The organism is Enterobacter soli ATCC BAA-2102 (assembly GCF_001654845.1).
Taxonomy (GTDB): Bacteria; Pseudomonadota; Gammaproteobacteria; order Enterobacterales; family Enterobacteriaceae; genus Enterobacter; species Enterobacter soli.
In genome coordinates this window covers 21,374-35,841 of sequence record NZ_LXES01000012.1, presented here as the reverse complement: position 1 = coordinate 35,841, position 14,468 = coordinate 21,374, and the positions used below count along the sequence as shown (strand labels likewise).

The following is a 14,468-nucleotide window of genomic DNA, read 5'->3' as shown; positions in this document are numbered from 1 at the left end:
CATTATAATAGCTAACCGGGATACGGAATTACCCCGGTAATCGGCTTTTGGGGCGCCCTGGTCCGAGCAGAATGGCCAGTTTGCTGCCACCTTTGGTTGTCTCCATCCAGATTTTACACACGCTGGTGAGCGGCACTGAAAGCAGCATTCCCACCGGCCCGAGCAACCATCCCCAGATCAGCAATGATAAAAAGACCACCAGTGTTGACATCCCGAGGCGGTGCCCCATCATGCGTGGCTCGACAATATTGCCGATAAGCATATGCACCACCAGAAACAGCGCGCCTACCAACATGCATTCGTACAGGCCATTAAATAAAAATGCCTGAATCATTGGCGGTACGGCGGAAATCACGGCCCCGATGTTCGGCACATAATTCAGCAGGAAAGCCAGCACACCCCACATTAGCGCGAACTGGATGTCCAGCAGCTCCAGCCCGAGCCAGACAATCACCCCGGTCCACAGGCTCAGCAAGGTTTTCAGCGCCAGATAGTGAGACACCCCTTTCAGCGCGCGATGAAGGCCGGCAATATGGATTTGTGGATTATTCAGTGCAAAGCGCAGCTTATAAGGCACATGGCGCACCTCAAAGAGCATGAATACCACCGTCATCACCAGCAGCAACACGCTGGCCATCGCGCCGGAAAGCTGCGTCATCAGGGTTGTTGCCCAGGTCATGAGCTTTTCTGAATCCATCCGTTGCAGCATCCGCTCCGGGGACATGTGGATGTGCAGGAACGGGAGCGAATCCTGTAGTTGCAGGACCTTGCGGGTGAGCTCTTTGTTGTATTTTGGCAGCAGGGTGGAAAATTCATTCACCGAGGCGGCAAGCACGCCCACCAGCGCGGTAAGCACAATCAGCATAACGATAACCACAATCGTTATCGCCACGGGTCGCGACACGCCACGGCGGATAAACCAGGTCACCAGCGGATTCAGCACGATGGCAAAAAAGAGGGCCAGCAGGAGCTGAACGATGATATCTGCCGCCGCATGGATACCCGCAAGGATAACCACCAGGCTGGCGAGCTTTAACAAAATATGCAGACCTGTCTTGTCGGGCTGGGTGGATGTCATACGGATTCCTTTTGCCGGGAGCCTGTTAAGTGTAGTGCGCGAGTTACGCTTCGTCTGACGTCGTTAATCTGAAAGTCACTGCTGCTTTTCTTAACCCATCGTGGTAATAGTGAAACACTGTTGTAAAAATCCAGGTAGAACCCCATGCCCGAACCTGCCGCCGAACCGGCACTTAGCGGATTACGCCTTAATCTGCGTATTGTTTCTGTCGTTATTTTTAACTTTGCCAGTTACCTGACCATTGGCCTGCCGTTGGCGGTCTTGCCTGGCTATGTCCATGATGTCATGGGATTTAGCGCATTCTGGGCGGGGCTGGTGATTAGCCTGCAATACTTCGCGACGCTGCTCAGCCGCCCTCATGCGGGGCGTTATGCCGATCTGTTTGGGCCAAAAAGCATTGTGGTCCTGGGGCTGTGCGGCTGTTTCCTCAGCGGGTTGAGTTACCTGATGGCCGGGTTGAGCAGCGGCTGGCCGATAGTGAGCCTGGTGCTGCTGTGCCTGGGACGCGTGATCCTCGGTATCGGGCAAAGCCTGGCCGGAACAGGGTCAACACTGTGGGGCGTGGGCGTTGTGGGGGCCCCTCACATTGGGCGAGTGATATCGTGGAATGGCATTGTCACCTACGGGGCGATGGCAATCGGCGCGCCGCTGGGCGTGGTCTGTTTTTCATTCGCGGGGCTAAACGGGCTGGCGTTGACCATTATGGCGGTCGCGCTGCTGGCGATTTTGTTTGCTCTGCCGCGCCCGAAAGTAAAAGCCAGCAAAGGTAAGCCGATGCCGTTTCGTGCGGTGCTTGGCCGCGTGTGGCCTTATGGCATGGCGCTGGCACTGGCCTCGGCGGGTTTTGGCGTCATCGCGACCTTTATAACCTTGTTCTACGACGCAAAAGGGTGGGACGGGGCCGCATTCGCGTTAACCCTGTTTAGCTGCGCATTTGTGGGGACGCGCCTGCTGTTTCCGAACGGCATCAACCGCCTGGGCGGGCTGAATGTGGCGATGATCTGTTTTAGCGTGGAGATTGTCGGGCTGCTGCTGACCGGGATTGCCGCGGCGCCGTGGATGGCAAAAATTGGCGTATTCCTGGCGGGTGCAGGCTTCTCGCTGGTGTTCCCGGCGCTGGGAGTGGTGGCAGTGAAGGCTGTGCCACAGCAAAACCAGGGGGCGGCACTGGCGACCTATACGGTGTTTATGGATATGTCGTTAGGCATTACCGGGCCACTGGCGGGGCTGGTGATGGCGTGGGCAGGCGTGCCGGTTATTTACCTTGCGGCGGCGGGGCTGGTGGCGGTGGCGTTGTTGCTGACGTGGAGGCTAAAAAAATGGCCCCCGGAGCAAGCTTCGGAGGCCACGTCATCATCGTGAGGAATTACTGAATTACGATGGTGTTAATGATGTTTTCAGCGGTGGTCTGCGCTTTCTGCTGATCGTCTGCTGGCAGGGTGATTTGCAGGGTCAGCAGTTTGTTGTCGACCTTGCCAAGCACCACAGAAGAGTAAGCGGTCTGGCCTTTTGCAGAGATGATGCTGTCCAGCTGTTGCATGGCGTGGCCTTTCAGCTCAATGGACTTGTTGGTCACAACCTGCAACTGCGGATCACGGCTGCGCTGCTGATCTTCCAGACGTTTGGACAGAACGCCCAGGTCTTCGCTGGTGTCATCGCCCACAATCACAATCACGGCTTTCTGCCCGGTCGCGTCGGAGTAAACGTGCATATTGTTCGCCTGCGTACCCAGCTTACCGCTCTGATCGGTCATATCTGCTGGCAGAGAGAAACTCAGCTTGCCATCCAGAAGACTTACCGGCTGCCCGGCCGCATTACTTTCAGCTGACGCGCCTTGAGCAGGTGCTTTCGTATCGCTGTTATCACAGGCGGCAAGGCCCACAACCAGCAGGCCAATCCCGACATATTTAACCAGATTGCGCATTGACTTCTTCCTTTCGATAAACGGCCATAACGGCTCATTCGAGCATCTTATCACAACTGTTAAAGCGAACCCTTAACCTGCCTGCAATGCAGAGATTTCAGATTTATCTGCCAGCCTTTTCAGCAGCATATTCAGCAATACGCCGTACATCGGCAGGAAGAACACAATGCTGATAAGCACCTTGAAGCAGTAGTCCACCAGTGCGATTTCCATCCAGTGTTCAGCCATAAACGCATCCGGGCTACGCCAGAAAGCGATAAAGAAGAAGGCCAGCGTATCGCTTACGTTACCAAACAGCGTGGAGGCTGTTGGTGCCATCCACCAGCGATGATTTTGCCGCAGGCGGTTAAACACGTGAACGTCGAGGATTTGCCCCAGGGCATAGGCCATAAAGCTGGCGGTAGCGATACGCGCCACAAACAGGTTGAAGTGCGTCAGCGCCTCAAAGCCCTGCCAGCTTCCCATATAGAACAGGGAAGAAATCACGTAGGAGATGAACAGTGCCGGAAGCATCACCGCAAAGATAATCCGCCGCGCCAGCGGTGCGCCAAAGATACGCACGGTTAAATCGGTCGCGAGGAAGATAAACGGGAAACTGAACGCGCCCCAGGTGGTATGAAAACCAAAAATGGCGATCGGCAGCTGTACCAGATAGTTGCTGGAGGTGATCACCAGCAGATGAAAAAGGGAAAGCCAGAACAACGCTTTTACGCGCTGTGGTTGAGAGAACTGCGTCATATTGTGACCTTTTTGAACGTTGGGGTGAGGGAACCCAATAAAAACCGCTGCATGATACTGCTTTCATTCACCTTTGCAATGGCTAATTTTCACGCAATCGTTAACCTGGTTTGCATTGGTGGCAACGGGGCGTAAACTACAGCCGTTTTTATGTGAACGAGACGAAAATGACCGACCTGTTTTCCAGCCCAGACCATACGCTTGATGCCCAGGGCCTTCGCTGCCCGGAACCGGTGATGATGGTGCGCAAAACCGTGCGTAACATGCAGACCGGCGAAACGCTTTTAATCATTGCCGACGATCCGGCAACCACCCGCGACATCCCCGGTTTTTGTACCTTTATGGAACACGAACTGGTCGCACAGCAGACCGAAGCGCTGCCGTACCGGTATTTGATTCGTAAGGGTTCATAGCGGTCCTCTCCCACAGGGAGAGGGAGCAAACACCGCGTTTACCTCCGGCGCAACAGCCGCAGCGCGTTCGCTGTTACCAGCACGGTCGCCCCGGTATCTGCCAGCACCGCCAGCCAGAGCCCGGTAATCCCAAGCAGCGTGGTCACCAGGAAAATCCCTTTCAGGCCTAGCGCAATCGTGATGTTCTGACGAATGTTAGCGCGAGTGGCGCGCGCCAGGCGGATCATCTGCGCAAGCCCCGTCAGGCGGTTATGCGTGAGCGCGGCATCCGCGGTTTCCAGTGCCACATCGGTGCCGCTACCCATCGCAATACCAATGGTTGAGGCTTTCATTGCCGGGGCATCGTTGATCCCATCACCTACCATCGCCAGCGGTGCACTGCCATTCAGTTGGGTGACTGCCTTCACTTTGTCGGCAGGCAGCAGTCCGGCCTGAAACTCCATGCCTAACTCTGCGGCAATGCTTGCGGCGGCGCGTGGGTTATCCCCGGTCAGGATCACGCCCTGAACGCCAATCTGATGCAGGTCAGCCATTGCCGCTTTTGCATCTTCACGCAGGGTATCGCGCAGCGCCAGCAGACCCAGTGCTGTGCCATCCTGCACCACAATAATCACCGTCTGCCCGGCCTGTTCCAGCTCGTGTACGCGGGCTGCTAACCCGGCCGCAGGGAATTTATTCGCCGCGCTGATAAGCACTTTTTTGTCCCCGACGTGAGCTTCAATCCCTGAGCCCACCAGCGCGCGCTGGGCAGTGGCTGCGGGTAGGGTCAGCCCATGGGACTGCGCTTCACGCACAATCGCCTGCGCCAGCGGGTGCGTCGAACCTTGTTCAACGGCGGCCGCCAGGGCCAGCAAGTCATCTTCACTGATGTTCTGGGGATAAACGCCCGTCACCTGCGGTTTACCTACCGTCAACGTGCCGGTTTTATCAAACGCGATGTGCTGAACCTGGCTCAGTTGCTCCAGCGCGGCACCGCCTTTAATCAACGCCCCGCGGCGTGCTGCAGCGGCAAGGCCTGATGTAATCGCAGCGGGTGTGGAGATGACCAGCGCACACGGGCAGCCAATCAGCAGCAGCGTCAGCCCCTTGTAGATCCAGCCTTCCCACGGCGCACCAAACAGCAATGGCGGGATAATGGTGACCAGCAAGGCAACCAGCATAATGGCCGGGGTGTAAATGCGGCTAAAGCGATCGATAAAGCGCTCTACCGGTGCGCGGCGCTCTTCGGCTTCTTCAATAAGCTTCAGAATGCGGTCGATTGCGCTGTCGCCCGGCTCGGAGAGCACGGTCAATTGCACCAGACGGTCAACGCTGGTGGCACCGGCAGGGACTTTTTCACCCGCGCCACGCTCCACGGGAATTGATTCGCCGGTCAGGGCGCTTTCATCGAAACTGGCCGTCGCGGAAAGTAACGCACCATCGGCAGGGAGTCGGCCGCCTGCGGCCACTTCGATAACATCACCAGGGCGCAGTGCACTGATGGCCACGGTTTTACGCCCACCGTTGACCAGCTGGGTTGCGGTTTCGGGTTTCAGTGCCATCAACGCACTGACACCTTTACGCGCCCGGCTTGCAGCCCAGCCTTCAAGGCGCTCACCAATTAAAAACAGCAGCAGCACCATTGCCGCTTCTGCCGTTGCGCCAATAAAAAGCGCACCAATGGCGGCAACGCTCATCAGGGTTTCGATAGCAAACCAGCTTCCGGTTTTCATCAGACGCAGTGCCTGGCGGGCAATAGGGTACAGCCCGACCAGCGTGGTGGCGATAAAGGCCAAATTACCGAAAGGATGGTTGAACTGCTCCAGCGTCCAGCTTAACGCCATCATGATAATCAGCGTTATCAGCGGAAGATTCTCGCGCAGCGGGCTGACTTTTTCGGACGGGGCATTTTCGCTGCGCAGGGAATATCCTGCGCTGGCTACGGCGGCTTCAACCTGGGCGCTGATATCTGAAGCAGCACTGACCAGCAGTTTTTCGGTGGCGAATAGCACCTGAACATGGTCGACGCCTTTCACCTGCCGGACGGCATTTTCGACTTTACGTGCGCAGGCGGCGCAATCCATACCATTCACCACCCAACTGTAACGATTCCCGTTATCGGGCAATGTCTGTTCAGGCTGAGTTGTGCAGGAGCCTTCGCAGCAGCAATCGTCTTTTGCAGGAAGGGGATTAAGCTTAAGTGCCGAAAATTGTGGCACTTTTTTGTTTGTCTCTGGAGTCGACATGGCATTCTCCGGTAATGATAATTTTCTCATTAGCCGCAGCATACACTCTGGAGTCGACTCCAGAGTCAAGGGTTATTTAGATGTACAGCGATCGTACAATCAGGAAGTGACCGGCAAAGTAACAGGCGGCAGCAATCGCGTTATCCGCGCGAAAACGGCCGCGATAATGACTGCCCAGCCAGACAATATTGCCAATAAGCAGCAGCGATGCGCCGAAGAAGGCCGACATTGCAGCTGATGTTGGACGGAAGAACCACAGCTCACCCGCCAGCCACACCATCACCAGCGTCATTGCGATAAAGGTGCAGATTGGCCAACGCATCTCTTCAAGGCGTGTCCAGATCACTGCGACCAGCAGTGCGCCAATCACCAGCAATACCAGCGGCAGCGGCCAGAAGAAGGAGAGCGTCATCTGACTGGCAAAATAGATGGTGTAAAGCAGATGCGACAGGAAGAATGCCCCTACGGCATAGAGCAATCGCTGACGGGGTAGCAGCGTTAAGGCATCACCAACCAGTGAGGCACACAGGCCTGCAAGTACCAGGTAGCTGACGGCATTGAACATTGGCGCCTGCCAGGCGAGTAGAAGCAGCAGGAGCAGGGTAACGGGTTTAAACAACCAACGCTGCCAGGCAGGCCCGCGATAAGATGCATCGACGAAGAGCCAGCCAGACAAACAGACAGCGATAAATGACCAAAGCATATTAACTCCCTGTATCTGTTATGACTGAATAATCAGTTTCTGATTCAGTGTAGTGACGCGGGCAGGCGTTTGGCAATGTCGGATAAGGCAAGGTATCCTGATTTCCGCATAATCTGATGGGATAAACCAATGAGCAAGATGCCGCTGTTTTTCGTTATCGTGGTGGCCATAATTGTTATCGCCGCGTCGTTCCGTTTTGTGCAGCAGCGCCGCGAGAAGGCCAGTAACGATGCCGCGCCGTTACTGCAAAAACGCGTGGTGGTGAGTAATAAGCGCGAGAAAACCCTTAACGACCGCTGTTCACGCCAGCAGCAAACTGCGCCAGCCGGGACATCCGTGCGGTATGAGGCGAGCTTTAAACCCGAAACCGGCGGGCTGGAAATGACGTTCCGTCTGGAAGCGCAGCAGTACCATCAGCTGACGGTAGGGGAGAAAGGGACGTTGAGTTACAAAGGGTCGCGGTTTGAAGATTTTAGGGCTGAATAACGCTCGTTCGGTTCCCTCTCCCTGTGGGAGAGGGTTAGGGTGAGGGCATCAGGTCGCACCTTACTTCTTCACCTGCGCCTTAAACTTTTTCATCCACACCAGCAGTTCAAACACGCCAAAAATAAACACTCGCAGCTGCTGCCAGCCGGTCATTTGTGGGCCATCTTTTGGCAGGCCGTTTTTCAGCATCACCATCTGCAACGCGTGCATGAATGAGGTAAAGATCAGCGCCACGTTGACGAAAATATTCATCGGCCGTGGGAATGGATGCACCAGGTTCAGGAGCAGAAATGCCCATACGCCCAGCATCAATAAACGCCCCAGATTAATCAGTATCGGCATCGGATTCCCCTTGTACTTGTCGGTGATACAGACGATAGGCCACCTGGCCTGCGACCTTTTCACGGTGTAGATCCCAGTAAACAGGCACTGGCGGTAAACCGTTTTCGACTTCGCTTTCTACGTAGATCAGCGCGCCGTCAGCCAGCCAGCCGTTGTTTTCAAGCAGCGCGAGCGTCTCTTCCAGCAGTCCCTTACGGAACGGCGGATCTACAAATACCACATCATGCGGCGTTCCCGGTTGGGACAGGAAGGAAAGGGTGTTGGTGTTCACCACTTTGGCATTGGCGGCTTTCAGGGTCGCCAGATTTTGCTGAAGTAGCTGAGCAACACCTCGTTCCATTTCGAGCAGCGTGGCGCTGGCGGCATAGCGCGACAGTGCTTCAAGACCTAATGCTCCGCTCCCGGCGAAGCAGTCGAGGCAGCGGGCATCCACCATTGAAGGCGCCAGCCAGTTGAACAGGGTTTCTCTTACGCGGTCAGTCGTTGGGCGCAAACCGGGGCTGTCCGGCACCGGTAATTTCCGGCCTCGCCACTGACCGCCGATAATACGAATTTGCCCGGCCTGGCGGGTAGTTTTCTTCATTTCAGGAAAGCTCTGCTAACAATTGGCCTGCGATTGCAGGCGATGATGTTAATTAAGTTAAGTGATAGACTATTTCATCATTTTTTTAGCTTCCATGTATATAGCGCCGCGAGGAGTGTAGTCGCAGATGGCAAAACAAAAAAAACGTGGCTTCTTTTCCTGGCTGGGCTTCGGTGAAAAAGAGCAAGAAACAGAACAGAAAACCGAAGAACAACAGGCGGTTGAAGAGCATTCGTCGGCTGAAACGCCTGTCGAAACCGCCGCAGTTGTAGAAGCGGAAGAACATTCGCACAGCAAAGAAGAGACAGAAGCCTTTGCTGAAGAGATTGTGGATGTCACCGAACAGGTTCAGGAAAGCGAGAAGCCAGAGCCCGTAGCGGTGGAAGAGGCACCTGAAGCCCTTCAGGTTGACGCTGAGCGTGAAGAAACTATTGAAGAAGCGCCTCAGGCGGTTGTTGAGCATGAAGAGTTACCGCTGCCGGAAGAGGTGAAAGCCGAAGAGATCGCCCCAGAAGAGTGGCAGGCAGAAGCAGAAACCGTTGAAATTGTTGAGGCGGTGGAAGAAGAAGCAGAGCTCGAGCCAGAACTCACTGATGAAGAGCTGGAAGCGCAGGCACTGGCCGCAGAAGCCGCAGAAGAAGCGGTTATCGTCGTGCCGGAGGAAGAGCAGGCAGAAGACGACGTGGCTCAGGAGCAAGAAAAACCGACTAAAGAAGGTTTCTTCGCGCGTCTGAAACGCAGCCTGTTAAAAACCAAAGAAAACTTAGGTTCCGGATTTATCAGTCTTTTCCGCGGCAAGAAGATCGACGATGATCTGTTTGAAGAGCTGGAAGAGCAACTGCTGATTGCGGACGTTGGTGTCGAAACCACCCGTAAAATCATCACCAGCCTGACGGAAGGCGCGAGCCGCAAACAGCTGCGTGATGCCGAAGCGCTGTACGGCCTGCTGAAAGACGAGATGGGCGAAATTCTCGCAAAAGTTGATGAACCGCTTAATATTGAAGGCAAAACACCGTTTGTTATTCTGATGGTTGGCGTTAACGGCGTGGGTAAAACCACCACCATCGGCAAGCTGGCGCGTCAGTTCGAGCAGCAGGGTAAATCGGTGATGCTGGCGGCAGGTGACACCTTCCGTGCGGCAGCGGTGGAGCAGTTACAGGTCTGGGGTCAGCGCAACAACATCCCGGTCATTGCGCAGCACACGGGGGCAGATTCTGCGTCCGTTATCTTTGACGCCATTCAGGCGGCCAAAGCGCGTAATGTGGATGTGCTGATTGCCGATACCGCAGGGCGTTTGCAGAACAAATCGCACCTGATGGAAGAACTGAAGAAAATCGTTCGCGTCATGAAGAAGCTGGACGATGAAGCACCGCATGAAATTATGCTGACTATCGATGCCAGCACCGGGCAGAATGCCATTAGTCAGGCGAAACTGTTCCATGAGGCGGTAGGGCTGACAGGGATTACGCTGACCAAGCTGGACGGTACAGCCAAAGGCGGGGTGATCTTCTCCGTGGCAGATCAGTTCGGCATTCCTATCCGTTATATCGGTGTGGGCGAGCGTATTGAGGATTTACGTCCGTTTAAAGCGGACGACTTTATTGAGGCATTATTTGCCCGAGAGGATTAACAATGATTCGCTTTGAACACGTCAGCAAGGCCTATCTCGGTGGGAGACAAGCGTTGCAGGGGGTAACCTTCCACCTGCAACCGGGCGAGATGGCATTTCTGACCGGCCATTCCGGCGCGGGGAAAAGTACCCTGCTCAAGCTTATCTGTGGGATCGAACGGCCAAGCGCCGGGAAAATCTATTTCAGCGGCCATGACATTAGCCGCCTGAAAAACCGTGAGGTGCCGTTCCTGCGTCGCCAGATCGGTATGATTTTCCAGGATCACCACCTGCTGATGGATCGCACCGTATTTGATAACGTGGCGATCCCACTGATCATTGCCGGTGCCAGCTATGATGATATTCGTCGTCGTGTATCGGCGGCGCTGGATAAAGTCGGGCTGCTGGACAAAGCGAAGAACTTCCCGATTCAGCTCTCTGGCGGTGAACAGCAGCGTGTGGGTATCGCCCGCGCGGTGGTGAACAAACCTGCCGTGCTGCTGGCGGATGAACCTACCGGTAACCTGGACGATGCCCTGTCGGAAGGGATCTTGCGTCTGTTTGAGGAATTTAACCGCGTTGGGGTGACAGTATTGATGGCAACGCACGACATCGGGCTTATCTCCCGTCGTTCGTACCGGATGCTGACCCTGAGCGACGGTCATTTGCACGGAGGCCTCGGTGAATAAGCGTGACGCAATAAACCAGATTCGGCAGTTCGGGAACCGCTTTGACAGGTTCCGCAAACCGCAGGGCGGCGGGGATAACAACCGCAATACGCCAAAGCGTGCGAAAGCTGCGCCAAAACCGAACTCGCGTAAAACCAACGTTTTCAACGAGCAGGTACGCTACGCTTTCCACGGTGCGTTGCAGGATCTGAAAAGCAAACCACTGGCCACGTTCCTGACGGTGATGGTGATCGCCATCTCCCTGACGCTGCCAAGCGTTTGCTACATGGTCTACAAGAACGTGAATCAGGCGGCTTCGCAGTATTACCCTTCACCGCAAATCACCGTGTATCTGGATAAAGCGCTCGACGATAACGCGGCAGCGCAGGTGGTGGGGCAGATCCAGGCTGAGCAGGGCGTTGATAAGGTGAACTATCTTTCGCGCGAAGAGGCGCTGGGTGAGTTCCGCAACTGGTCCGGGTTTGGCGGTGCGCTGGATATGCTCGAAGAGAACCCGTTGCCTGCCGTAGCCGTGGTGAACCCGAAGCTCGATTTCCAGGGAACAGAATCCCTGAATACCCTGCGTGACCGTATTTCGCGCATTAAGGGGATTGATGAAGTGCGGATGGACGACAGCTGGTTCGCGCGGTTGTCAGCCCTGACCGGGCTGGTTGGCCGTGTGTCGGCAATGATCGGTGTGCTGATGGTGGCTGCGGTCTTCCTCGTCATCGGTAACAGCGTGCGCCTGAGCATCTTTGCCCGCCGGGACACCATCAACGTGCAAAAACTGATTGGTGCCACGGATGGATTTATCCTTCGTCCGTTCCTGTACGGCGGCGCATTACTGGGCTTTTCTGGCGCATTTCTTTCATTGATATTGTCAGAAATTTTGGTGATGCGGCTGTCATCTGCCGTGATCGAAGTGGCGCAGGTTTTTGGAACCAAGTTTAATATCAGTGGCTTAGGGTTCGATGAGTGCCTGCTGTTACTGCTGGTTTGCTCTATGATCGGCTGGGTAGCGGCATGGCTGGCGACGGTTCAACATTTACGCCACTTTACTCCCGAATAATAAAAGCGTGATATAATCTTTCCCTGCACCGAGTTGTTCGCTTGCAGGGAAAGAGTCCCTGTTTTCTCTTCCCCCGCATTATCATCTCCATGTCACATTTTGTGCGTAATTTATTCACCGTTGCACCTGGAACTTGTGGATAAAATCACTGTCTGATAAAAGAGTGAATGCTAATCTCGTTGCTCAAACGCTTTGGCATGGTTGTTGCCTGATGGGGATAACCTGGACCAGAAGAAACATTGAGAGGAATGAATGACCAAAGAAATGCAAACTTTAGCTTTAGCCCCTGTTGGTAACCTGGAATCTTACATCCGGGCTGCAAACACCTGGCCGATGTTAACGGCCGAGGAAGAAAAGGAGCTTGCTGAAAAGCTGCATTACCAGGGCGATCTGGAAGCAGCTAAGACGCTGATCCTGTCTCACCTGCGCTTTGTTGTTCACGTTGCTCGTAATTATGCGGGCTACGGCCTGCCGCAGGCGGACTTGATTCAGGAAGGTAACATCGGCCTGATGAAGGCAGTACGACGCTTTAACCCGGAAGTGGGTGTGCGACTCGTCTCCTTCGCCGTACACTGGATCAAAGCTGAAATTCACGAATACGTCCTGCGTAACTGGCGTATCGTGAAAGTCGCCACGACAAAAGCGCAACGCAAACTGTTCTTCAACCTGCGTAAAACCAAGCAGCGTCTGGGCTGGTTCAATCAGGATGAAGTTGAAATGGTGGCGCGTGAGCTGGGTGTGTCCAGCAAAGATGTGCGTGAGATGGAGTCTCGCATGGCCGCTCAGGACATGACCTTTGACATGTCTTCTGACGACGATGTGTCTGACAGCCAGCCGATGGCACCGGTTCTGTATCTTCAGGATAAATCCTCCAACTTTGCTGATGGCATTGAAGAGGACAACTGGGAAGACCAGGCCGCAAACAAACTGACTCATGCGATGGAAGGCCTCGATGAGCGTAGCCAGGATATCATCCGCGCCCGCTGGCTGGACGAAGATAACAAGTCCACATTGCAGGAACTGGCCGACCGCTACGGTGTCTCCGCTGAACGTGTTCGTCAGCTTGAAAAGAATGCCATGAAAAAACTTCGCGCCGCTATCGAAGCGTAATCCTCGCGAAGTACCCGATAACCCCTGGATGTGAATCCGGGGGTTTTGTTTTTTTAGCGCCTCCTCTGGCGAATTCCTCCCCCCTGGCAAACACTTACTGATGCGCTAAGCAGGCGACTTTCTCAGGGGGACAGGGTGAAAAATAAAGAACTGAATGACCGGCGTTTACAGGCAACGCCGCGCGGTATCGGCGTGATGTGTAACTTTTATGCCGATAAAGCAGAGAACGCCACGCTGTGGGATGTGGAAGGTAACGAGGTTATCGACTTCGCCGCCGGGATCGCCGTGCTGAATACCGGGCATCGCCATCCGAAAGTGATTGCGGCCATTGAAAAACAGCTCCACGCCTTTACCCACACTGCATATCAAATTGTACCGTACGAAGGCTACGTGGCGCTGGCAGAACGGATTAACGAACGTGTGCCGATTGACGGCCCGGCAAAAACGGCCTTCTTCTCAACGGGCGCAGAAGCCGTTGAGAACGCGGTGAAAATTGCCCGCGCGTACACCAAACGTCCTGGCGTTATCACCTTCGGTGGCGGTTTCCATGGCCGCACCTATATGACCATGGCGTTGACCGGCAAGGTCGCGCCTTACAAAATCGGTTTTGGTCCCTTCCCTGGCTCGATTTACCACGCACAATATCCCAATGCACTTCACGGCGTGAGCAGCCAGGAAGCGTTAAACAGCGTCGAGCGTATCTTCAAAGCGGATATTGCCCCGGACCAGGTTGCCGCCATTATTCTTGAGCCGGTGCAGGGAGAGGGCGGTTTTAACGTCGCCCCTGCCGATTTCATGCAGTCGCTGCGGGCATTATGCGATACCCACGGTATTTTGCTGATCGCCGACGAAGTGCAAACCGGGTTTGCCCGTACCGGCAAACTCTTCTCGATGGAACACCACTGCGTGAAGCCAGCTCTGATCACCATGGCGAAAAGCCTGGCGGGCGGGATGCCGCTCTCGGCAGTGTCTGGCCGGGCAGAGGTTATGGATGCGCCAGCGCCGGGCGGGCTGGGCGGTACCTATGCGGGTAACCCGCTGGCGATAGCCGCGGCACATGCCGTGCTGGACGTGATTGACGAAGAAGATCTCTGCACGCGTGCGGCGCATCTTGGTCATCATCTGGTGGAAGTGCTCAACAAAGCGAAGGCGGATTGTCCGTTTATTGCCGATATCCGGGCTCAGGGTTCAATGGTGGCGGTGGAATTCAACGATCCGCAAACCGGGCAACCTTCGCCGGACTTTACCCGTCAGGTCCAGGAGCGTGCATTGCAGGAAGGCCTGTTACTGCTGAGTTGCGGTGTGTATGGCAACGTCATTCGCTTCCTTTACCCGCTTACCATCCCCGAAGTGCAGTTCCGTAAAGCGCTGGATATTATCTCTGCCTCGCTGACACGATAAAGCCACTGCCCGGCAGCGAAACGTTGCCGGGCTTAGCATATATACATTTCAAATTAGCTATTCCAAATTCATAAAAATGGGGTATGTTTTAGCAGAGTATGCTGCTTTGGTACGGGCAG

General features: G+C 55.0%; 15 protein-coding genes. 8 read left to right on the top strand and 7 right to left on the bottom strand.

All coding sequences use genetic code 11. The annotated features are described in order from the left end of the window. Positions 1-28 precede the first annotated feature (28 nt). Positions 29-1,078, bottom strand: coding sequence for an AI-2E family transporter (locus M987_RS04380; RefSeq protein ID WP_014072178.1), 1,050 nt, complete (start codon positions 1,076-1,078; stop codon positions 29-31). 144 nt (positions 1,079-1,222) lie between these two features. Between M987_RS04380 and M987_RS04375 the strand changes: the two genes are divergently transcribed. Then, a complete protein-coding gene (locus M987_RS04375) occupies positions 1,223-2,440 on the top strand; it encodes an MFS transporter (protein WP_014072177.1) in 1,218 nt (405 codons plus the stop codon). Positions 2,441-2,444: 4 nt separating this feature from the next. On the opposite strand, the gene M987_RS04370 is transcribed toward M987_RS04375, so the two are convergent. Then, complete coding sequence (locus tag M987_RS04370) at positions 2,445-3,002, bottom strand: DcrB family lipoprotein (protein WP_014072176.1); 558 nt, start codon at positions 3,000-3,002, stop codon at positions 2,445-2,447. Between the two features lie 72 nt (positions 3,003-3,074). After that, a complete protein-coding gene (locus tag M987_RS04365) occupies positions 3,075-3,740 on the bottom strand; it encodes a 7-cyano-7-deazaguanine/7-aminomethyl-7-deazaguanine transporter (protein ID WP_014072175.1) in 666 nt (221 codons plus the stop codon). Between the two features lie 167 nt (positions 3,741-3,907). Here M987_RS04365 and tusA point away from each other — a divergent pair, with 167 nt between their 5' ends. Then, positions 3,908-4,153 (top strand): sulfurtransferase TusA, encoded by a 246-nt coding sequence (gene tusA / locus M987_RS04360; RefSeq protein ID WP_014072174.1) that lies wholly within the window; start codon positions 3,908-3,910, stop codon positions 4,151-4,153. A 38-nt stretch (positions 4,154-4,191) separates the two neighbouring features. On the opposite strand, the gene zntA is transcribed toward tusA, so the two are convergent. Beyond that, complete coding sequence (zntA, locus tag M987_RS04355; RefSeq protein WP_014072173.1) at positions 4,192-6,378, bottom strand: Zn(II)/Cd(II)/Pb(II) translocating P-type ATPase ZntA; 2,187 nt, start codon at positions 6,376-6,378, stop codon at positions 4,192-4,194. 76 nt (positions 6,379-6,454) lie between these two features. Beyond that, the gene (locus tag M987_RS04350; protein ID WP_014072172.1) at positions 6,455-7,081 is read right to left on the bottom strand and encodes a lysoplasmalogenase; all 627 of its coding nucleotides are present in this window, start codon (positions 7,079-7,081) and stop codon (positions 6,455-6,457) included. 129 nt (positions 7,082-7,210) lie between these two features. On the opposite strand from M987_RS04350, the gene M987_RS04345 reads away from it, so the two are divergent. Next, positions 7,211-7,567: a DUF2500 domain-containing protein gene (locus M987_RS04345; protein ID WP_014072171.1), complete on the top strand. Its 357-nt coding sequence runs from the start codon at positions 7,211-7,213 to the stop codon at positions 7,565-7,567. A 60-nt stretch (positions 7,568-7,627) separates the two neighbouring features. On the opposite strand, the gene M987_RS04340 is transcribed toward M987_RS04345, so the two are convergent. Together M987_RS04340 and rsmD are read right to left on the bottom strand one after the other, a co-directional pair. After that, positions 7,628-7,903, bottom strand: coding sequence for a DUF1145 family protein (locus tag M987_RS04340; RefSeq protein WP_162271215.1), 276 nt, complete (start codon positions 7,901-7,903; stop codon positions 7,628-7,630). Continuing rightward, positions 7,893-8,492: a 16S rRNA (guanine(966)-N(2))-methyltransferase gene (gene rsmD / locus M987_RS04335; protein ID WP_014072169.1), complete on the bottom strand. Its 600-nt coding sequence runs from the start codon at positions 8,490-8,492 to the stop codon at positions 7,893-7,895. The genes M987_RS04340 and rsmD overlap by 11 nt, the downstream gene beginning before the upstream one ends. 127 nt (positions 8,493-8,619) lie before the next feature. Between rsmD and ftsY the strand changes: the two genes are divergently transcribed. The 5 genes from ftsY (at position 8,620) to M987_RS04310 (ending at position 14,349) form a co-directional block, all read left to right on the top strand. Further along, complete coding sequence (gene ftsY, locus M987_RS04330; protein ID WP_014072168.1) at positions 8,620-10,122, top strand: signal recognition particle-docking protein FtsY; 1,503 nt, start codon at positions 8,620-8,622, stop codon at positions 10,120-10,122. Between the two features lie 2 nt (positions 10,123-10,124). Beyond that, entirely contained in the window at positions 10,125-10,790 is a 666-nt protein-coding gene (gene ftsE / locus M987_RS04325; protein WP_014072167.1) for a cell division ATP-binding protein FtsE, read from the top strand. Next, entirely contained in the window at positions 10,783-11,838 is a 1,056-nt protein-coding gene (gene ftsX / locus M987_RS04320) for a permease-like cell division protein FtsX (protein WP_014072166.1), read from the top strand. The genes ftsE and ftsX overlap by 8 nt, the downstream gene beginning before the upstream one ends. A gap of 252 nt (positions 11,839-12,090) precedes the next feature. Then, complete coding sequence (gene rpoH / locus M987_RS04315; protein WP_014072165.1) at positions 12,091-12,948, top strand: RNA polymerase sigma factor RpoH; 858 nt, start codon at positions 12,091-12,093, stop codon at positions 12,946-12,948. Between the two features lie 135 nt (positions 12,949-13,083). Beyond that, positions 13,084-14,349: a 4-aminobutyrate--2-oxoglutarate transaminase gene (locus M987_RS04310; protein ID WP_014072164.1), complete on the top strand. Its 1,266-nt coding sequence runs from the start codon at positions 13,084-13,086 to the stop codon at positions 14,347-14,349. The last annotated feature ends 119 nt before the right edge of the window (positions 14,350-14,468 follow it).